Below are 19,652 nucleotides of genomic sequence, written 5' to 3'. Positions count from 1 at the left end.
AGGCCACTCATGTCCCTCATAAAAAGCGGTTTGATTCTCGTGGGTTTCGCTGTCGCTGCTGTCGGTGGCGGAATCTACTTCGGCGCCATCCACCCGGGCGCCGATGAACCCCACTCGGCGGTTGTCTTCAAGATGATCGAAACGGCGCGTGACCGTGCGATCGCCGTCCGAGCCCACGACATCGTTGTCCCCGCGCTGGGCGACGACGCGCAGGTACGAAGCGGTGCCGGCAATTACGCCGCCATGTGCACCGGCTGCCATTTGGCGCCTGGGATGGCGGCAACGGAGCTGAGCCTTGGTTTGTACCCGGTGCCTCCCGCCTTCAGTCAGACCGGCGTGACCGACCCCGCGCGTGCCTTCTGGGTCATCAAGCACGGCGTCAAGGCTTCGGGCATGCCCGCCTGGGGAAGAAGCATGCCCGACGAATACATCTGGAACATGGTCGCGTTCCTCCAGAAAATGCCGGAGCTGACCCCGGCGCAGTACCAAGCCCTGGTCGCGAGCAGTGACGGGCATGACCACGGTGGCGGCGAGAGCATGCCGCACCACGATGCGATGCCAAGCGCGAGCAGCGGGCATCACGGAGGTGCTGACGCTGGCGCGCATGATGACAGCGGCTCTGCACCCCACGATCACGCCGCGCCCGTGCCCGCCGCCCATGACGACACTGGCTCTGCTCCGCACGCTCACGACCCTCCGGCCCACGATGACGCCGGCACCGCCCCACACGACCACGATCCGGCGCCACCCCAGCCCCCGGCGCACGACGATGCCGGTTCGCCCCCTCACGATCACTGACTCCGACCAAAGGACCCATCTCATGAAGCGCATTGCCACCCTTGCCTGCCTTGCCCTCTCCATCTCCGCCGCCCCGGCGTTTGCCGATGATTCCAAGGCCACGCCCCACGTCCATGACCCCGCACCGAAACAAGCACCCGCCGGCCCGGTGCTGAGCGTTCCTGCCCAAGCGCAGGCGGCTGTGTCCTCGGTCGAACGCTTCTCTGAGGCACTGGCGGCGGGTCGGCTGGACGCGGCCGGCGCCGAGCTCGATCCGGAGGTGCTGATCCTGGAGAGCGGCGGCGCCGAGTACTCGGCCGCCGAGTATCTGGGGGGCCATGCCAAGGGGGACGCCGCGTTCCTCAAGACCGCTCACATCCAGTTGGTTCGCCGCACGGCGCGGGTCAGTGGCGACCTCGCGTGGGTCGCCAGCGAAAGCGAACTGCACCTGAGCAAGGACGGCAAGCCGGTCACGGTGCTCAGCACCGAGACCATGCTGGTCCAGCGCACAGACGCGGGCTGGAAGATCGTCCACATTCATTGGTCGTCGCGCACCAAGGCGCCAGGCGACCACCACTAGGAGATCGCCATGCGCCGGTTCACCCAGTTTCTTGCCATCGCCCAGATCTCACTGGCGATTGGAGCTTGCGGTGACCGGGACGCCCCGGCGCCGGAAGCCTTCGGTCCCCACGAGGTAGCCAGCCCGGCGGCGAGCTCGCTGCCGCCGGGCACGGAAGTCGCCGCGACGCAGACCGTCGCACCCGTGGGCGCGTTGCCGACCGTCGTCATGCACAAGGATCCCTACTGCGAGTGCTGCAGCCTCTGGGCACGTCACGTAGAAGGCGCCGGCTTCCCGGTGAGCGTGGTTATCGACGAGGACATGGAGGCCATCAAGCGCGCCGTGGGCGTACCGGCCGACAAGGCTTCCTGCCACACCGCGCAGGTGGAGGGTTACTTCATCGAAGGGCATGTTCCGGCAGAAGACATCAAGCGCCTCCTGGCCGAACGCCCCAACGCCCGTGGCCTGGCCGCGCCAGGCATGCCAATTGGCTCGCCAGGCATGCCCGGTCCAGCGAATCCCTACACCGTTTACCTGATTGGCAAGGACGGCAGCAGCACGCCCTTCGGCCAACACGGTCACTGACCCGGAGATACCGACATGCCTGCCCACGAACATTCGCCGTCGACTCCGCCGGCTACCCAGGACAAGCCCCGAGATCCGGTCTGTGGAATGTTCGTCGACGGCCCGCTGTTTGAGATGCACGCGGGGACGAAGTATCACTTCTGCTCAGAGCGATGCCGGCAGAAGTTCATCGCAAATCCGGCGCTGTATCTGCAACCCGGACCACCGATCGCCGCGGTGGCAACTCCGACGGCTCCAGCTGTAGTTCAGACGGCGCCCGGGACTCGCTACACCTGCCCCATGCACCCGGAAATCGTTCAGGACGGGCCCGGAACCTGCCCCAAGTGCGGCATGGCGCTCGAGCCGATGATGCCTTCGCTGGACGAGGACGAGAACCCGGAGCTGGCCGACTTTACCCGGCGCTTCTGGGTGACGTTGCCCGCAACGATCATTGTCCTGGCCCTGGCGATGTTCGGACACCGGTGGGCCAGCCTGGATGCCAGCACCCGCAGTTGGGTGGAGTTGGTCCTCGCGACGCCCGTCATTTTGTGGGCCGGCTGGCCATTCTTCGTGCGCGGGATCGCTTCGGTTCGCACCGGGAACCTGAACATGTGGACGCTTATCGGCACAGGCGTCGCAGCCGCTTATGGCTACAGCGTTGCCGCAACGCTGGTTCCAGACTGGTTCCCGGCCTCGTTCCAGGAGCACGGCCGTGTCGGCGTGTATTTCGAAGCGGCGGCCGTGATCGTCTCACTCACGCTGTTGGGACAACTGCTCGAGCTCAAGGCGCGTTCCCAAACCTCGGCGGCGATCAAGGCGATCCTGGGGCTGGCTCCCAAGACGGCCCGGCGCATCCTGCCCGACGGCAGTGAGGACGACATCCCGCTGGGCCATGTGCATCTGGGGGACAAGCTGCGGGTCCGGCCCGGCGAGAAAGTCCCCACCGACGGCGTCGTGGTGGAAGGCCAGTCGAGCGTGGACGAGTCCATGCTCACCGGCGAGCCGATGCCGGTGGCCAAGGCCGTCGGCGATCGCGTGATTGGAGCCACCATCAACCGCTCCGGCGCGCTGGTGATCGAGGCGGAAAAAGTCGGCGCCGACACCGTGCTGAGCCAGATCGTGCAGCTGGTGGCCAACGCCCAGCGCTCGCGGGCACCGATGCAGCGCATGGCCGACAAGGTGGCGTTCTGGTTTGTGTTGGCCGTGCTGGTCATCGCACTGTTGACGCTGCTGGTTTGGGGATTCTTCGGCCCCGAACCGTCATGGGTCTACGGCGTGCTCAATGCGGTCGCGGTGCTGATCATTGCCTGCCCCTGCGCGCTCGGCCTGGCCACGCCCATGTCCATCATGGTCGCCACCGGGCGTGCCGCCAGCGTCGGCGTGCTGTTCCGCGACGCCGAGGCGATCGAGAACCTGCGCAAGATCGATACCTTGATCGTCGACAAGACCGGCACCCTGACTGAAGGACGCCCGCGCTATCGCGACACGTCCGCCCTCCCGGGTTTCACCTCCGATGAAGTGCTGCGCCTGGCCGCGAGCCTGGACCAGGGCAGTGAGCACCCACTGGCGGCGGCCATCGTCGCCCAGGCGCGTGAGCGCGGCCTGGCGCTGTCCACGCCCGATGCGTTCGAGTCCGCCAGCGGCATCGGTGTTCGTGGCCGAGTCGATGGCCGAGCACTGGCGCTTGGGAACCAGGCACTGATGACCGAGGAAGGGGTGTCCGTCCAGGATCTATCCGGTGCCGCGGAGAAACTCCGCGCCGAAGGAGCCAGCGTGATGTTCCTGGCCGTGGACGGCAAGGCGGCTGGCCTGCTTGCCGTGGCGGACATGGTCAAGGAATCCACGCCCGAGGCCATCGCCCAACTGCGCTCGGCCGGCCTGCGATTGATCATGGCGACAGGCGATGGCGAGACCACCGCCCGCTCTGTCGCGACGGCCCTGGGCATCAGCGAGGTGCACGGTGAAGTGCGCCCCCAGGACAAGGCGGACCTCGTGGCCAGCCTCAAAGCCCAGGGCCGGAAGGTGGCCATGGCCGGCGACGGCATCAACGATGCTCCGGCGCTGGCACTTGCGGATGTGGGCATCGCGATGGGCACGGGTACGGACGTGGCGATGAGCAGCGCGCAGGTGACCCTCGTCAAGGGCGATTTGCGCGGCATCCTGCGGGCCAGGCAGATTTCCGAGGCCACGGTGGCCAACATGAAGCAGAACCTGGGCTTCGCCTTCCTCTACAACGCGCTCGGCGTGCCGATTGCGGCCGGCGTGCTCTATCCGGCGTTCGGGCTATTGCTTAGCCCGATGATCGCGGCACTGGCCATGAGCCTGAGCTCGGTGTCGGTCGTGGTGAACGCACTGCGACTGCGTGCCGAAAAATCATGAGGATTACTTGCCATGCCGCTCGCGCGGTGCAGGCATTCCGGACCGTTGTGTGTCGGGACAACCAACGGTCCATTCTTTCCGTCCCCGAGGAGATTTCCCCATGAAACGTCTGCTTCCGTTCGCTATCGCCCTGTTGATCGCCGCCCCGCTCGCCTTTGCCGACGACAAGGGTCACGACCATATGGCCGCCAAGAATGGCCAGCCGCAGCCCCATGACATGGCTGCCATGTCCGCCGAGGAGTTCGCCAAGCTCGACGCCGACAAGAACGGCCAGCTCGCCCGGGCCGAGCTCCCGAAGGATCACAAGCTCACGGCGCATTTCGACATGCTGGACACCGACAAAAACGGCACCCTATCGGCTGCCGAGTTCGCCAAGGGCGGCAGCATGTGATTTTGTCCCGGGGCGGCCCCAGCCGCCCCGGCCACTTGGAGAAGGGAGAGGGCAATGAAACCACTATGGACGGGCCTGTTGGCGCTGCTGCTGGCCGGCGCGGCGAATGCCGCCCCAGCCCCCGTAGCCACGGACGACACGGGCGCTATCAAGGCCGTGCTCGCGGCCTACAAGACGGCGCTCGAGCGCCGGGACCTCGCCGGCGTGGATGCGTTGTTTGCCGAGCGCAACGAAGTGATTGAATCGGGCAAGTTGGAAGGCAGCTACGCCGACTACGTGACCCATCACATCGGCCCGGAGCTGGGCCATATCCAGCGATTTACCTTCGAAGACTATGCCGTCACCGTCGAGCAGGCGGGCGACATCGCCTGGGCCACCGAGACTTACCGCTACACCATCGTGCTGCCCGACCGTCCCGAACCCATCGTGCGCCAGGGGGTGGCCACGAGCGTCCTCCAGCGTCAGGACGGCGCCTGGAAGATCCGCGCCCTGCACAGCTCGTCGCGAGCACCCAAGCCCACGACGACGACACCGTAGCGCACCCGGATGACGAACGACCTTGCGCATGCGACAGGACGTTCTGATCTGGCGCCGACCCCAAGAGGTCCAAGATGAGCGCCCCGGGGGTATCGCAGAGCCGACGCCAGCCTTGGCTGGGCGGCGCCCTGATGGGCGCGGGCTGGGCAACGTTCGCGGGCGCGGTCGGTGACAATCGAGAGCACGCCCACCACGCCTTGCAACTGGTGGTGGCCGAGACAGGCGACATCGCCGTCTGGATCCGGGGTCGCGGTGAGGTTCGGGCCCCGGCCATCCTGCTGGCCGCCTATGTGGTGCATCGTCTGCACCCGGGGCCCACTCGTCTGCTGTACCTGGATCGGGAGTCCCAGGCAGGCCGGGGTCTCGCGCCCACCTGCGCGGCCGGTGCGCGGGAGTTGTCGCCCCAAGAGCGCAGCGCGGTGCTGGCGGCGTGGCCCCGTCCCGGGCACGAGGACTTGTGGCCGGTGCTGGCCGCCTTGGGGCTACCGACCCCGGTTTCGCCGATCGACGCCGAGCGCGATGACCGGGTGCGGCGGTTGCTCGATGCGTTGGTCACCTGCGTCGAGGACGATGAATCCTTGACGACGCTGGCGGCGCGAGTCGCGCTCTCCCCCAGTCGTTTCCGCTATCGCGTGCGCGAGCTGGTCGGTATGCCACTACGTCCGTACCTGCGCTGGCTGCGACTACGCCGCGCATTGACGGTTACGGCGAGCGGCGTGAGCCTCACGCGGGCGGCCCAGGACGCAGGGTTTGCCGACGCCGCCCACCTGACCAGGACCATGCAACGCCACTTTGGCGTCGCCCCGAGCGATGTGGTGGCCGCCCTGCGTCAGGGTGCCTGAACCACGTCAGCCAGTTCATTCAAGCCGGGCCCCTGCTGGCTCCCCACACTGGGCCCCGGACTTTAGTGAAAGGAACAACGATGATCCGGTCCCTGCTGCGCGTGATGGCCTATCCGGCCGTGTTTGGCTTGAGCTCTTTGGCCGTGCTCGTGATCGTGGCGCGCCCGGCCTGGCAATGGCCCGGTTTGGCGGCAGTCGCCGTGGCCGCCATGACGATCGTAGCCGCGCTGGAGCGGGTGATCCCCTACCAGCGGGCCTGGCTCGAAGACCATGATGACCTCGCGGCTGACATCGTCCATGCATTGGTAAACCTGGCCATGCTGGCGGGAACCGCGTTCGCGCTCAATGCGCTGCGCGTTGACCTGCCGTCGGTTTGGCCCGGCGCGTGGCCGGCATGGGCGCAGGTGCTGCTCGCCGGCGCGGTGATGGATCTGGGGCTGTACATGATGCACCGGGCAAGCCATCACGTCGGTTGGCTTTGGCGCCTTCATGCCGCACACCACAGTTCCGAGCGGCTGTACTGGCTCAACGGAGAGCGTCGACATCCGCTAAGTGCGATGCTCCTGGCGGGGCCCGGACTGGTGACGGTGATCGCACTGGGCGCACCGCCGGTGATAATCAGTGCGTGGCTTACACTTCTTGCGGTGCATCTGGCGTTCCAACACGCCAACGTCGACTATCGCATGGGCCCCCTTCGCTACCTGGTGGGCGTAGCCGAGATCCATCGTTGGCACCACAAACGCGAGTACGAAGACGCGCAAGTGAACTTCGGAGAGTTCTGGATGCTGTGGGACCACCTGGGAGGAACCTTTCACGATCGGCCCAACGGTGTGCTGGCCGGCGAGGTCGGCCTGCGCGACCGGACTTTCCCAACCACATACGCAGCACAGCTCCGATGGCCCTTCAGGCGGCAGGCCTCTTCGCAGAGGCCTGCACCTCGCCAGCCTTAGTCGCGGACACTCTGATCCTGACGTGTCCCGCGATCCCCTCCGCGATCAGTGGCAGCTGCCGCAACAGCTAGACGTTGACGGCGGCTGATTCAAGTCGTCGGCCTGCGCGGGGTACCCCTCGGCCGTCAGGACGGCGATGGCCTGTGCAGGGTCGATTCGGCCCTCGATTGTCACCGTGGCCGCAGCCAGATCCACTTCTACGCGGGCTTGCGGGTCAATGGACTGCAGTACGCGGGTGATGGTGCGGACGCAGTGGCCGCACGTCATGTTCTCGACTGAAAGTTTCATGCTGGTCATCCTGTTAATGCGGATGCGGGATCCGCGTTTCAACAGGATCCGGCTTCCCACCGTGGCAAGGTCAACCTCGATGTCGTCTTTCCATCGAAGTTGGTTAAGCATCAGTGTGGTTTGCAACCGCAGCCACAGTGCCGCGTTGCCCGCGGAGCCGGCAAGGCGCCAGTTATTGTCAGCGCGGCCGCAAACCCCGCCGCCGCCAGCGCCTCAACGGTGGCCGGAGCGGTCAACGCACCGTTGGCGTGCACCTGTTTACGGGGAAGGTTGACGATCACCTTGGCCTTTGGATCAAGGGTCTGAACGGCCCGGGTAACGGCCAGGACGCAGTCGTTGCAGCTCATTTTCTCAACGGTAAGTTGCATGCCAGCTCCCGGGATGCTCGTTGGATTGGGGACGCACAGGGTCAGGCTTCCTGTTAGGGGAAGGTCAAGTATCGGCCGGGCATTGACCTTCCCATCTTGGGAAGGCCGATGCTGGCCCCACTTCTTGAGTGGAGAACATCATGAACTTGTCCCTTCCCCCCACCGACGCAAGCACCCAATTCCGGTTTGGCGTAACCGGCATGACCTGCGCGTCGTGCGTCGGCAGCGTCGAGCGCGCCCTGCAACAATTGCCCGGCGTCCAGGAGGCGAGCGTGAATCTGGCCACCGAGATTGCAACGGTCATTACCGACGGGTCGGTTTCGGCGTCGGCCGTAGCGGCCGCGGTGGAAGGTGCAGGCTATGGCGTTGCGGTTGAGGAAGCTTCCATGGGCATCCTGGGCATGACTTGCGCCTCCTGCGTTGGCAGGGTCGAGCGCGCACTGGCCAGGGTTCCGGGCGTGCAGGCGACCTCGGTCAACCTGGCCACCGAAACGGCGCGCGTGAAGGTGGTTGCCGGGACGCCCCGGGCTACCCTGCAGCAGGCCGTCCTGGATGCCGGCTACGAGGTCCGTGCCGAGCCGGCGCCGGCCGCGTCATCCTCATCGTCGGAGAATGTCCGACAGCCGGGCGCCTCCCGCGAAGCGCGGCACCTCGTCCTGGCGGCCTTACTGTCCTTGCCCTTGGCGCTGCCGATGCTGGCCATGCCGTTCGGCGAGCATTGGGCACTTCCCGGCTGGCTGCAATGGTTGCTGGCGACGCCGGTCCAATTCTGGTTAGGTGCCCGCTTCTATCGAGCTGGCTGGAAAGCGGCCCTGGCGTGGACCGGCAACATGGACCTGTTGGTGGCATTGGGCACCAGTGCGGGGTACGGATTGAGCGTCTTCCACCTGCTGGCCACCCCGCCTCATCACGGCACGCAACCGCTGTACTTCGAAGCATCTGCAGTTGTGATCACGCTTATCCTGCTCGGCAAGTGGCTGGAGGCGCGGGCAAAGCGCCAGACGACCGAAGCCATCCGTGCGCTCCAGGCGCTGCGTCCGCTCACGGCGCGGGTGCAGCGCGGCGAGGACGCGGAGAATGTGCCGATTGATGCGGTCCGGCTCGGCGACGTAGTGCTCGTACTGCCCGGAGAACGACTTCCCGTTGACGGCGAGATAATCGAAGGACGCAGCCATAGCGACGAGTCGCTGATCAGTGGTGAATCAGTGCCGGTTCCGAAAGCCCCGGGTGATCGCGTCACCGGCGGCGCCGTCAACGGCGAGGGTCGCCTGCGGGTGCGTACCACGGCCGTCGGCACTGAATCGGCGTTGGCTCGCATCATTCGCCTGGTTGAGGACGCGCAGGCGCGCAAGGCGCCGATCCAGCGCATCGTTGATCGGGTCAGCGCCATCTTTGTACCCGTCGTCCTGCTGATCGCTACCGCGACGCTGCTGGGCTGGGGCCTGTTTGACGGCGACTGGAGTCAGGCCGTGCTGCACGCTGTCGCCGTGCTCGTGATCGCTTGCCCCTGCGCGCTGGGCCTGGCGACACCCACGGCCATCATGGCCGGGACGGGGGTAGCGGCCCGCACAGGCATCCTGATCAAGGACGCCGAAGCACTGGAGACTACCCGTCGCTTGCGCACCATTGCGTTCGACAAGACCGGAACGCTCACTGCTGGGCGGCCAACGCTGGCTGGCATGGAGACCTTCGGCCTGGCTGACGACAAGGTGCTAGCGGTCGCGGCAGCGCTGCAGGCCGGCAGCGAACACCCTCTCGCGCGTGCCGTGTTGATGGCGGCCCAGGAGCGGCACGTGACACCGGAGATGGCAAGCGATGTCGTGGCCATGCCCGGTCGTGGCGTTGACGCCATGATTCGAGGCGATCGTTGGGTGCTTGGCAACGGGCGATGGATGGATGAACTCGGCATCGACCGCAGCATCGGCGCGGCCGTCGCAACGGCGAACGCCGAGGCTGGCCGAACGGTGTCGTGGCTGGCACGCGAAACGGGAGATCGGTGGCACGTGCAGGCCTTGTTTGCCTTCGGAGATCCACCGCGGCGCGAATCGCGAGAGGCTATTTCTGCTCTACAGGCCATGGGACTGCGGACAGTGATGCTATCTGGCGACCATCGCGGTGCCGCGCTCGGCGTGGCGCGTGCGGTCGGCGTTCCCGACCAGGACGTCCACGCCGAGGTTCTACCGGGTGAGAAAGCCGATGTCATCAGGGCCCTGGTGGGTCAAGGCCCCGTGGGCATGGTTGGGGATGGCCTCAACGACGCCCCGGCCCTGGCCGCGGCGGACGTGGGTTTCGCCATGGGAAGCGGCACCGATGTCGCCATGCACGCGGCCAGCGTCACGCTGATTCGTTCCGACCCCCGCCTGATCGCCGACGCCATCGATATCTCCCGGCGCACGACGCGTAAGATCTACCAGAACCTGTTCTGGGCATTCATCTACAACGTGGTGGGTATTCCGCTCGCTGCCGCCGGCCTGCTTGACCCGGTCATTGCCGGCGCAGCGATGGCGCTGTCTAGCGTGAGCGTCGTCTCCAACACCTTGCTGCTGCGGCGCTGGACGCCGCGTTCGCGCCACTGACGTCAGGAGCCCGCCATGCCCCGTTCCCTCCCCCGCCCCGAACTAGCCGAGGCCCGTCGCGAAGGCCTGCACAACATCGGCGAAGCCGCCGACCTCAGCGGCTTGTCGGCGAAGATGATCCGGCATTACGAAGCGATCGGCCTGATCGCACCTGCAACGCGTACGTTTGCCAATTATAGGCTCTACAGCGATACCGACCTTCACCGGCTGCGCTTCATCAAGCGGGCACGGACATTGGGTTTTTCGCTGGATCACATTCAGGCCCTTCTGGACCTGTGGGGCAACCCCAGGCGGGCCAGCGCGAAGGTCAAAGCGCTTGCGCGGGCGCATGCAGACGAACTGGAAAGAAAGGTACGTGAGATGCAAGCGATGCAGCGGACCCTGGAAGACCTGGCGCGGCACTGCCATGGCGACGAGCGCCCGACCTGCCCCATCCTCGACGACTTGGCGGCCACTCCTCCCGGCAAGGCCCTCAACGCCAACGAGAAGCCCCGGTCCCGCCGCCAGCCATCGATAAAGAAATGACTGAAGTGCGGGCCGTAGCGCGTGGTCCTGACTGCCATTTTCAGAACATCGATGAAATGGCTAGCCGCGATAAGCTGCCCTAATCGACGTTCGAGAAAGTTCTGCCGCCACCTGTACTCAGGGCGGCGCGATCGCGCCACATGGTGCAGGCGACTAGGTTGTGAGCGGTTCGCGCCTGACTCGATGGGTGGGTTCCCTCGTCCGTATTGCGGCCGCGCCCAGCGGATTCCCGTGCGACCTATTCCAAGCCCAAAGCTTTTCGGACTTTGCCCTGGGCGGTCACCGATGCCCGACCGTAGGCGAGTAGTACTGCGGCCGCGTCGTCCTCTTGGCAATAGAGGTACGCTACCGGCACATCCAAAATTCGCGAGATGGCGACCAGCACCGGAAACGAGGGGACGTGCACGCCCCGCTCGTACTGGTTGATCCTAGGGCTGGCGACGGATGGATCCAGTCCCGCAAGGATTCCCAGGGCCTTTTGTGATAATCCGGCCCCGATGCGGGCGTCCGATAGCCGCTGAGGCACGGGATTACGGGGAGGTGAGGCTTTGGCATGAGGCACGAGCAGACCCAAGGGCGGCGGGACGCTCTAGAGGGTGGTAGCTCGAAACCTGCGTGGATACTAAGAATTCCTTAGACTAGAAGCCCGTCTCCTCCCTTAGCACCCATGCCTCCCTCCCCCGTCCACCGTCTGGAAGATCTAGATGTTGGTGCCCTATGCGGTTTATGGGCACTTCTGGCTAGTCGCGAACTTCGGCGACCGATAGCGCCAACAGAGGCCATGGCGATCGCGCTCTTGGACCGACTGACGGCACTAGGGATCATTGCGGTGCCCTGGCCCGCCACTCGGTGGGAGTTGCCGCCTCGTGGATTCGTGACGCCAATCGAGCAGTTGGCGTGGGACTATGCTTGGCCGGAGGTAATTCTGGATGGGCTCGATGCGCACCTCGAGGATCTGCTCCGAACCTATGCACGTGAAGGAACGCTTGTCGAGGAGCGCGTCGGATTCTGGCGCGAGCTAATCCAGTCCGAGTGCACAGATTACCTGCAGTTTCAGCTAACGAAGCATGGGTTTGATCCCGCCTGGGCATGCGACCTTCGTTGGCTGCCCCCAAACTATCTAGACACCCTGTCGCTTGCACGGTGGAAGTACCTGATCTGGTCCGGTGTGCGTCAGGGGGCAATGGAGTGCCTGAGATCGCGCTTTGATCTCAAGCAAACCCGCGATGCGATTGCCGCTACCTTGGCTAGCCCGAGCAGGCTGAGCTACGCCCATCAAGGGTCATTTGATGGCTTCTTGCCACGAACCGATACCCCCCACAGTCTCATTGCCGAGGTCTTTGCAACACATGCAGCTAGGCTGGGGCGTCGCTACTGGACAGAGGCGCCATCGGAACAGGCGCTTACCCGCTCGCTCTAGGTGCGTAGTATCGAAAGCACCGCGATTTGGGCTATATGGCGCGGCACATTCGACGGTGTTCCGAGAGGGGCAGTGCTCGGCCGACATTCGGTGCAGCGTCTAGTCGAGAATCTGATCAGCAGAAAAAATCTTTTGCAGTAGGCGTGCAGGAAGTCCTGAAGCATGGTCCGTCGCGCGCTCTGGCGAGACATAGACTGTCGCTAGCCAGAGAGCTGCTCGGCGCACTGCGGGGTTCCGCTCGCGAAGAAATGCGAGCCAACGCTCTGAGTTTCTCAAGGATCCGTAGTGCTTTGGGCCATGAATGTAAGGCTCCAAGGCGCGAGACACGTAGATATTGCAGACCAAAGGGCGCCCACCGGTCGCTGCATTCTCAGAAACGAGCTGCGCAAGCGCAACCTTAAATCCCGATGCGCTTCCGGCCCACTCGATTGGCCACTGCTCGGCACCATCAAGTACCGCGGCGATCCGGTCTTCGAAGTCAATCATCTGGACAATTGTTTCGTGCTCCGCCCCACTCAGCCGCGCATAGTCGTGAGTATTGGCGCTGAGGTCCAGATGCCCTGGTCTCCGGGGTGCGACCAGTGGGACACGATGTTGCCTACAGAATGTTCGGCACGCGTAGGCCCAGGCGCGCCGGTAGGTTCGCGGCCGACCGTTGACGTCATCCTCCTGCCAGCAGAGTGGACATGCGGCAGTCCTTGCGTTCGGCTCGAGTAGCGTTTCGCCAACCGGAATGCGATGGGCGGCTAGCCTGGAAGGCGTCATACCAATGCCGTTTGCTATGCGACGTAGCGCATTTGACGAGGGGGCGTCCATGGTCCCCGGGTCACCTGGTACATCGCTTACGATGTGCCCCCACAGTACATTCGGATCAATCTCCAGAAAGCACGCTGCACGCCAAAGGATAGATGCAATCGACTCATCCGGGGAAGGAAGTGGGATCCAAAGTCTTACAGTCATGGCACTTGCGGCTTGTCTTTGGCAGATCTTTCCGCGGCTTCTGCAGCCGCCCGTATCGCGCGTCTGACCGAAGCGTTAGGAGGTCCCAGGCTCGCCATTTTTATACAATCGTGCGTAATTCTTTCGGCACCTGTCTCGATTGCATATGCACCCGCGTGTGTCACTAGTTTGACGATGTCGTCGAGGATTCCGACACTCATTTCGACAAGAAGCCGGGTGGTTTCTGGTGCAGCAAGGTTTGATGGCGACTTCAGTGGTAGCAGTCTCTCAAGAGTTCCGAGGAACCTGTCAAGGTAGACGCCCTGAGACCAAGTAGGTAATTCGCGGTAAGCAAACCTGGCATTCAAGTGGGGGTCTTGGCTCATCGCCTGCTGAGCCATGCCCGTTCCAAGCGCGATTACCGGAAGGCTCAGTTCATTCATGAGCAAACGGATGGTTTCAAGTGCGTTTTTCATCTGACGATCGGTGGACGACAGCACATCCTGTATCTCGTCCAGCATTAAGAGCTTCACCTGAGCCTGTCTACACACCTTCAGCGTCATTCGCTCACGACGGCTCCCAACATAAAGGTCTGGTATGCCAAGACTCTCTAAGATTCGCTCGTAGATTTGCTTGGCCTCCTTCGCCCCGGTCATGCCTATATAGAGAATGGGGGAAGTGGCGGGCAGTCCTTCGGTAGCGGGCAGTTGCGGGTATCGCCGCCTGATGGCCGCTGCAAGCATGCTTTTCCCTGATCCTGGCGGCCCATATACCACCAGCCCGCTGGCGCGTATCTTCCTCGGCGAGAACCGGAGAAACTCTACGTGCTTGAAGATAGGGTTAAGTCTTTCATGCAAGATGAACCTGTCAATCAGCATTCTCTCCGCACGCTCGTCGTCCGAAAGATCCATTGCCACGGATGCAGAGGCATCAAGATGCTCGTACATTCGCTATGTCCATTCCTCATAAGGAAGTGCCCTGCTCGGGCTGCAATCAGCCTGTGAGGAAGAGCATTGACTTTCCTCTGGTTTATGTTGGTCGTGTGCGACTTCCGCGCCCTTGTTGCCATTTCGCGCCGCCCGCGTTTCTCTGACAGCCTTATCAACGATCTTGTCTGACGCCTCAAATCCCTTGTCTATCATTTCATTCAACCGCTTAATCTCATCTGCCGACAGCCTCGGTGGCGCAGGAGTGGTTGTCGCTGCGCGTCCCGAGACTGCCGAACACCGGACAAGTTGCCCGTCGTCGAGGCGCAACCAAGCGAGACGCGGCTCGCGTGGGTTGTAATGAACGATACGACTCCCGCGATTGACCAGTTCGGCCAGGTCGTCATTCCAGTAGACGCTTGCGTTCAGGTGAATTCCTGTTCGGCTGATCGGTCTGATTGCAAATGGCAGGAAGTGAACCTGAAAATCATCCCTGTCCGCCGGCAGCGGAGGGAACCCGGAAGGGCCGTATTTCTCTGCGATGCCGCGTTCCCATGCGATAAGCGGAGGACAGCCAATGCCTTTGTGCGTTTTGGTGTGGTAGTGGTAGCAAATCTTGTAGGTAATCCACTCCCTAAGCTCGTTGAGCGTTAACGCTGCTTTCTTCTCGCTGGGATAGTCGCCGCGCTCCTTTGTGTTGCTAAAGACCGTCCCGGGCAACAAATGAAGCATCTTCATCAGCGTGCCATTTAGTCGCTCGATGTGCGCGCCGTAGTGAGGGGTTTTGACGGGGCGCCAGCGCAGTTCAATGTTGAACTGTTCGCACCCGCGCTTCAGGGCGATAGCTCTGAAGTCTTTGCCGTTGTCAACATGAATCACTTCCGGTATCCCACACATCGGCCACAAGCCTGTAGCGGAGGACTCACCATCCTTAGGCAGTACGGAGTGGGCGATGCAAAGTGAAACGGAAACAGACGACGGATCGCTCATTGACAGTTCGAAACCCACCACGCTTCGCGAGGCAACATCGATGGCCAATGTTACCCATGGGCGCCCCAAGACTTGCGAGCGGTCGTCGGAAACCACCAGTATGTCTGCCGGCGTGTGGTCAATCTGGACCATGTCGAGCGGGAGTTGCGCGTTGTGGCTCCCGGTTCGGGGCTTCCACTTCTGTCTCGCCGCCTTGCCACCGAGTCTCTTGCGGTCGGCTTCATACCCCTCTTCTCGTCGGACTCGAAGCAGAACAGCGTCCCTGGAAATATTGCCGAGACCTAGACGTCTGCCTAAAGATTGCGCCCGTTCAACGATGTGCTGCTTGCTTGCCTTCTGCCGGTTCAGGTAGTACTTCCTGATGCAGTGCTTGATGATCTTGTCAGCGCGCTCAGAGATCTGCACGAACCCTTCTGGACGCCCGCCGGTGTCTCTCACGAGGCTGCTGACGCGCGGGTCCTGGTTAAAGCATGCCCGGGAGCGCTGGATGCTGCGAATACTTATCCCGTGTTTTTCGGAAAGTTTCGTCATTTCTTCTTTCGAGAGTCGCGGTTGGTCCAATAGCCGCGAAAGATCTTTTGCTAGCGCGACGCATCGCGTCCACTCCTTCTCGGGCACTAAGTCGGCATTCGTCTTCGATGATGGTTTCGGGATGCTCGAAATATCAGAGATTCGCTCGACGGAGGTTTCTCCAGTCGCCACATTTCGTACGCGAACCGAGACAAGGTTTTCCGGGCCATCGATTTCGACGACCTGGCCTCTTGCTACGCAAATGGTTCCGGGCGCAAGGGAGTGCACGGGAGAGGCTCCTCGCGCACCGACGTTGGTCGCATGCGCACTTAACTTGGTGCGATTAATTGCAACGCGTTTGAGAGGAGTCAAGAAGATTCGGCGCAAGTGATAAGAGTTTGATATCACCTGCGCCGGTGGGTGAAGAAATTCGTGGTTCGAAGGAGTACGCTCTTCGCCTGACCGAGCGCATCTCGGCCACCTCGGCCTACTCATTCAGGCATTGTTTAGGAAGGTCTAACTTTGGCGCTAATTGCTAATCGAGGCTCTTATCGCGTCGCAACCGAACCTTTCGCACAGCCCTCAAACAGGCAACCGCATGATTTTTGGTCGTTTTAGCTAGGCGACAGGCTTAGGCCGTTGATGACAGTAATCCCAAGCCTTTTTAGCTCGCCCTCACCCCGAGCTACCCCTTCCCTTTGCCCGGCCATGGAGAATCTGATGACGTTGTCCAGACAACGTCCAAGCGGCGCAGGCGATAGACTGGACCCGTGAAGCTCCTCGGTTTGCTCACCAAGCTGTTCCTCGTGCTGGCGTTGCTGGCGGGTGGCCTGCCGTCCGGCGCGGAGGGAATGCATTCGCACGCGCCTGCCCCGTCCTCGACCCTGGCCGGGCACGATGGCCCTCCGTGCCACGTTGAAGCCGCCGAAGCCGACGACGCCCCGGCCGACGGACAGACCGAAGCCGACTGCTGCGGACAGGGCGACTGTGGCTGCCCTTGTTCCCACGCGGCACACGCCATCGTCGCCGAGGCCCCACGGGGTCTGGCGCCTGCGCACGCGCGAAGCACGCGCATCGCACGTTCCGCAGCGATGCCGGATCTGGTGCCTCTGCCCGCGATACGACCTCCGATCGCCTGAGCCTGCGCCGGACCTGCGGGTCCGCGTTGCCCAGTCCGGCCCGTCAGGGCCGACCGCCGGAGGGCTGGCCGCCCCCGGTAACCGGAGGATTTCCCATGACCGTGTTTCCACGCCGCGCCGTGCTGGCCGCGGCCCTGGCGCTTGCCGTGTCCGGCTGCGCCACGCTGCCGCCCGATGCGGGCGATGACGACGTTCAATCCCTGCTGTCCCAGCGCCAGGGCGCCCGCCTCGACTGGCGTTCTGCCGCTGAATCCGACACGGACGAGCCTGACCGTGCGTCGGCCTTGGCCTCGCCGATGGACCTGGACGGTGCCATCCGGTTGGCCATGCTGCACAGCCCGCGCCTGCGGCTGGAATATGCCCGGCTTGGCCTGGCCCGCGCCGAGGTGATGGAGGCGCTGCAGGTCGGCAATCCCCGGCTGTCGCTGTCGCGCGAATCACTTGAGCCCGGCGGCGGCCACCAGCGTTTTGCCGGGCTGGCCGTGCCCCTGGCCGACCTGCTCGCCCTGCCCTTGCGCACCCGGCTAGCGCAGGCGGAATTCGGTCGAGGAAAGCTGGATATCGCAGCGGCCGTGCTCGGCGTGGTGGCGGACGTGGAAGTGGCCTGGTATCGCTACCTGGCCGCCCGGCAGATCGCGGAACTGCGCACGGCGGTGGCCGAAGGCAGCCAGGCTGCCGCCGACCTGGCCCAGCGTTTCCACGAGGCCGGCAACATCAGCCGCCTTCAGCTGAGCCAGGAGCAGGCCGTGGCGAGCCAGGCGCGCATTGATGCCGCCCGTGCGCAGGCTCGCCTGGTGCGGGCGAAGCTGGCGCTGGACACGCAGCTGGGTCTGACCGGCGCACTGGCCGACTGGAGCACACGCCAGCAGCTGCCGCTGCCGGTGCCGCGCGAGGATTCGGTGGAGGACCTGCTGGCGCTGGCTGCACTCAACCATCTGCCGTTGCAGGCGGCACGGCAGCGCGCCGGGCTGCAGGCGCAGGCCGTGGCCGGCTCGCGACGGCTGCGCTGGCTGGGCGGCAGCGAGATCGGTTACGGCCAGGAGCGGGAGGCCGACGGGACGCGGGTGCGCGGCCCCAGCCTTGCGCTGGAATTGCCGTTATTCAACCAGGGCCAGGCGCGGGTGGCGCGTGCGGAAGCGTTGCTGGCGCAGGCCCAGGCGCGCGTGGCGCAGGCGGAAATCACCGTCGACAACGACATCCGGCAAGGCGCACGGCAGGTGCAGGCCTTGCGTGACGTGGTCGAGATCCATGGGCAATCCCTGCTTCCGCAGCGCCAGCGCATCGTCGACGACAGCCAGCGCGAACAGAACTACATGCTGATCGGCGTGTTCGAACTGGTTCAGGCCAAGGTGAAGGAGTACGACGCGCACGAGGCCTACCTGCTGGCGATCAGGGATTACTGGGTGGCGCGGGCCAATCTGTCGCGGGCCGTGGGACAGCGGCTGCCGAGCGACGCGCTGATGCCGGATGCGGGCGTCCCTTCCCTGCCGGGCGATGGATCCGCAGCGCCGCACGGCCATGACGGGATGGACCACGGAGGCATGGACCACGAAGGCATGGACCACGAAGGCATGGACCACAAAGAAAACGACCCGCACGGAGACCACCGATGAAGATTTCCAGACGCGACATCCTGATCGGTGCCGGCGCCGGACTCGTGAGCAGCGCGAGCACCCTCGCGAAGGTTTCCGACCCGCCTTCAGGCCACGCCGGCCACCACCCGGCCGACGGGCCTCCGGATTCAGTCGCAAGCCGCGCCGCGCGCACGGGTCGGGTGCGTACGCTCAACGGCTGGTCCCTGCCGCATCGCATGGAGGGCGGAACCAAGGTCTTCCACCTGGTTGCCGAGGAGTTCGAGCATGAGTTCGCCCCGGGTTCCCGCGCGGTGTGCTGGGGTTACAACGGCGGAACGCCGGGCCCGACGCTGGAAGCCAACGAAGGCGACCGCGTACGCATCCTGGTCACCAATCGCCTGCGTGAAGCGACCACGATCCACTGGCACGGCCTGCTGCTTCCCAGCGGCATGGACGGCGTGGGCGGCCTCACGCAGCCCAAGATCGCGCCCGGCGAAACCTATGCCTACGAGTTCACGCTGCGCCAGCACGGCACCCACATGTACCACCCGCACGCCGACGAGATGACCCAGATGGCGATGGGCATGATGGGCCTGTTCATCATCCACCCGCGCGGCGGCGACGCCGTGCCGGTGGACCGCGACTACGCGCTGATCCTGCACAACTTCGCCCTGCACCCCGGCACCCGCCGGCCCGACCCGTCGGTGATGCAGGACTTCGACCTGTGGACCTTCAACAGCAAGGTCTATCCCGCGATCGAAACCCTGGTCGCGCGCAGCGGCGAGCGCGTGCGCATACGGGTCGGCAACCTGTCCATGTGGAACCATCCCATCCATCTGCACGGTGTGCAGTTCGAGGTCACCGGCTCCGACGGCGGCCGCTGGCCGCGCTCGCAGTGGCGCCGCGAAGTGACCGAAATCGTGGGCGTGGGCCAGATGCGCGACCTCGAGTTCACGGCCGTGCCCGGCGACTGGGCCTTCCATTGCCACATGGCCCACCACACCATGGGGCCGATGGGCCATGGCATTCCCAACACGCTGGGCGTGGACCAGGACGGTGTCGAGCAGCGCATCCGCCGCATGTTGCCGGGCTACATGGCGATGGGTGCCGATGGCATGTCCGAACACCAGCAGCACGTGGACAGCGGGCACATGCCCGGGCCGGAGAACACGCTGCCGATGATGACGGGCCAGGGACCGTTCGGCAGCATCGAGATGGGCGGCATGTTCACCGTGCTGAAGGTGCGCGACAATCAGCCGCGTGACGACTATTCCGACCCGGGCTGGTACCGGCATCCCGCAGGCACCGTGGCCCGTCGGATCAGCACCGACCCTTCCTTCGGCGATCCGCCGCGCCGCCCGCGCTGAACACCGATCCTGTCGGGGTCCGCGGTGAGCG

20 protein-coding genes are annotated in these 19,652 nt (G+C 64.3%); 14 read left to right on the top strand and 6 right to left on the bottom strand.

The genetic code is table 11. The annotated features are described in order from the left end of the window. The first annotated feature begins 9 nt into the window (after positions 1-9). The 8 genes from ACOQFR_RS12430 to ACOQFR_RS12395 all read left to right on the top strand — a co-directional run bounded on the left by ACOQFR_RS12430 (position 10) and on the right by ACOQFR_RS12395 (position 6,999). A complete protein-coding gene (locus tag ACOQFR_RS12430; protein WP_421382351.1) occupies positions 10-798 on the top strand; it encodes a c-type cytochrome in 789 nt (262 codons plus the stop codon). Between the two features lie 22 nt (positions 799-820). Then, the gene (locus ACOQFR_RS12425; protein WP_421382349.1) at positions 821-1,357 is read left to right on the top strand and encodes a YybH family protein; all 537 of its coding nucleotides are present in this window, start codon (positions 821-823) and stop codon (positions 1,355-1,357) included. Positions 1,358-1,366: 9 nt separating this feature from the next. Continuing rightward, positions 1,367-1,921 carry a DUF411 domain-containing protein gene (locus tag ACOQFR_RS12420; protein WP_421382347.1) on the top strand — a complete coding sequence of 185 codons (555 nt, stop codon included), beginning with the start codon at positions 1,367-1,369 and terminating at the stop codon, positions 1,919-1,921. 15 nt (positions 1,922-1,936) lie between these two features. After that, complete coding sequence (locus ACOQFR_RS12415; protein ID WP_421382345.1) at positions 1,937-4,279, top strand: heavy metal translocating P-type ATPase; 2,343 nt, start codon at positions 1,937-1,939, stop codon at positions 4,277-4,279. Positions 4,280-4,379: 100 nt separating this feature from the next. Then, positions 4,380-4,670 (top strand): hypothetical protein, encoded by a 291-nt coding sequence (locus ACOQFR_RS12410; protein WP_421382343.1) that lies wholly within the window; start codon positions 4,380-4,382, stop codon positions 4,668-4,670. Between the two features lie 78 nt (positions 4,671-4,748). After that, positions 4,749-5,207 (top strand): SgcJ/EcaC family oxidoreductase, encoded by a 459-nt coding sequence (locus ACOQFR_RS12405; protein ID WP_421382341.1) that lies wholly within the window; start codon positions 4,749-4,751, stop codon positions 5,205-5,207. Positions 5,208-5,281: 74 nt separating this feature from the next. Continuing rightward, positions 5,282-6,049 (top strand): helix-turn-helix domain-containing protein, encoded by a 768-nt coding sequence (locus tag ACOQFR_RS12400; protein ID WP_421382339.1) that lies wholly within the window; start codon positions 5,282-5,284, stop codon positions 6,047-6,049. 80 nt (positions 6,050-6,129) lie between these two features. Then, entirely contained in the window at positions 6,130-6,999 is an 870-nt protein-coding gene (locus ACOQFR_RS12395; protein ID WP_421382337.1) for a sterol desaturase family protein, read from the top strand. Between the two features lie 45 nt (positions 7,000-7,044). On the opposite strand, the gene ACOQFR_RS12390 is transcribed toward ACOQFR_RS12395, so the two are convergent. Both ACOQFR_RS12390 and ACOQFR_RS12385 read right to left on the bottom strand, forming a co-directional pair. Beyond that, positions 7,045-7,398, bottom strand: a complete 354-nt coding sequence (locus tag ACOQFR_RS12390; RefSeq protein ID WP_421382335.1) for a heavy-metal-associated domain-containing protein — start codon at positions 7,396-7,398, stop codon at positions 7,045-7,047. After that, positions 7,398-7,655, bottom strand: coding sequence for a heavy-metal-associated domain-containing protein (locus ACOQFR_RS12385; protein WP_421382333.1), 258 nt, complete (start codon positions 7,653-7,655; stop codon positions 7,398-7,400). The genes ACOQFR_RS12390 and ACOQFR_RS12385 overlap by 1 nt, the downstream gene beginning before the upstream one ends. A 140-nt stretch (positions 7,656-7,795) precedes the next feature. On the opposite strand from ACOQFR_RS12385, the gene ACOQFR_RS12380 reads away from it, so the two are divergent. After that, complete coding sequence (locus ACOQFR_RS12380) at positions 7,796-10,231, top strand: heavy metal translocating P-type ATPase (RefSeq protein ID WP_421382331.1); 2,436 nt, start codon at positions 7,796-7,798, stop codon at positions 10,229-10,231. A 15-nt stretch (positions 10,232-10,246) separates the two neighbouring features. Beyond that, complete coding sequence (cueR, locus tag ACOQFR_RS12375; protein ID WP_421382329.1) at positions 10,247-10,756, top strand: Cu(I)-responsive transcriptional regulator; 510 nt, start codon at positions 10,247-10,249, stop codon at positions 10,754-10,756. Between the two features lie 238 nt (positions 10,757-10,994). Here cueR and ACOQFR_RS12370 read toward each other — a convergent pair whose 3' ends face one another. Further along, positions 10,995-11,282, bottom strand: a complete 288-nt coding sequence (locus tag ACOQFR_RS12370) for a helix-turn-helix domain-containing protein (RefSeq protein WP_421383291.1) — start codon at positions 11,280-11,282, stop codon at positions 10,995-10,997. Between the two features lie 255 nt (positions 11,283-11,537). Here ACOQFR_RS12370 and ACOQFR_RS12365 point away from each other — a divergent pair, with 255 nt between their 5' ends. Next, the gene (locus tag ACOQFR_RS12365) at positions 11,538-12,176 is read left to right on the top strand and encodes a hypothetical protein (RefSeq protein WP_421382327.1); all 639 of its coding nucleotides are present in this window, start codon (positions 11,538-11,540) and stop codon (positions 12,174-12,176) included. 99 nt (positions 12,177-12,275) lie between these two features. Here the strand turns inward: ACOQFR_RS12365 and ACOQFR_RS12360 are convergent, their stop codons facing one another. Genes ACOQFR_RS12360 through ACOQFR_RS12350 form a run of 3 tightly spaced genes read right to left on the bottom strand, consistent with a single transcriptional unit; the run spans position 12,276 to position 15,829 of the window. Continuing rightward, positions 12,276-13,136, bottom strand: a complete 861-nt coding sequence (locus tag ACOQFR_RS12360) for a TniQ family protein (protein ID WP_421382325.1) — start codon at positions 13,134-13,136, stop codon at positions 12,276-12,278. Beyond that, positions 13,133-14,062, bottom strand: a complete 930-nt coding sequence (locus tag ACOQFR_RS12355; protein WP_290782092.1) for a TniB family NTP-binding protein — start codon at positions 14,060-14,062, stop codon at positions 13,133-13,135. Before ACOQFR_RS12355 ends, ACOQFR_RS12360 begins: the two co-directional genes overlap by 4 nt. Before the next feature lie 3 nt (positions 14,063-14,065). Further along, the gene (locus tag ACOQFR_RS12350; RefSeq protein WP_290782094.1) at positions 14,066-15,829 is read right to left on the bottom strand and encodes a Mu transposase C-terminal domain-containing protein; all 1,764 of its coding nucleotides are present in this window, start codon (positions 15,827-15,829) and stop codon (positions 14,066-14,068) included. A 482-nt stretch (positions 15,830-16,311) separates the two neighbouring features. On the opposite strand from ACOQFR_RS12350, the gene ACOQFR_RS12345 reads away from it, so the two are divergent. The 3 genes from ACOQFR_RS12345 to ACOQFR_RS12335 all read left to right on the top strand — a co-directional run bounded on the left by ACOQFR_RS12345 (position 16,312) and on the right by ACOQFR_RS12335 (position 19,621). Beyond that, complete coding sequence (locus ACOQFR_RS12345) at positions 16,312-16,680, top strand: CopL family metal-binding regulatory protein (RefSeq protein WP_421382322.1); 369 nt, start codon at positions 16,312-16,314, stop codon at positions 16,678-16,680. Between the two features lie 95 nt (positions 16,681-16,775). Further along, the gene (locus ACOQFR_RS12340) at positions 16,776-18,293 is read left to right on the top strand and encodes a TolC family protein (protein WP_421382320.1); all 1,518 of its coding nucleotides are present in this window, start codon (positions 16,776-16,778) and stop codon (positions 18,291-18,293) included. Beyond that, positions 18,290-19,621 carry a multicopper oxidase family protein gene (locus tag ACOQFR_RS12335; protein WP_421382318.1) on the top strand — a complete coding sequence of 444 codons (1,332 nt, stop codon included), beginning with the start codon at positions 18,290-18,292 and terminating at the stop codon, positions 19,619-19,621. Before ACOQFR_RS12340 ends, ACOQFR_RS12335 begins: the two co-directional genes overlap by 4 nt. The last annotated feature ends 31 nt before the right edge of the window (positions 19,622-19,652 follow it).

Source organism: Arenimonas sp. MALMAid1274 (assembly GCF_049195245.1).
Classification (GTDB): domain Bacteria; phylum Pseudomonadota; class Gammaproteobacteria; order Xanthomonadales; family Xanthomonadaceae; genus Arenimonas.
This window is presented reverse-complemented; position numbering and strand designations above follow the sequence as displayed.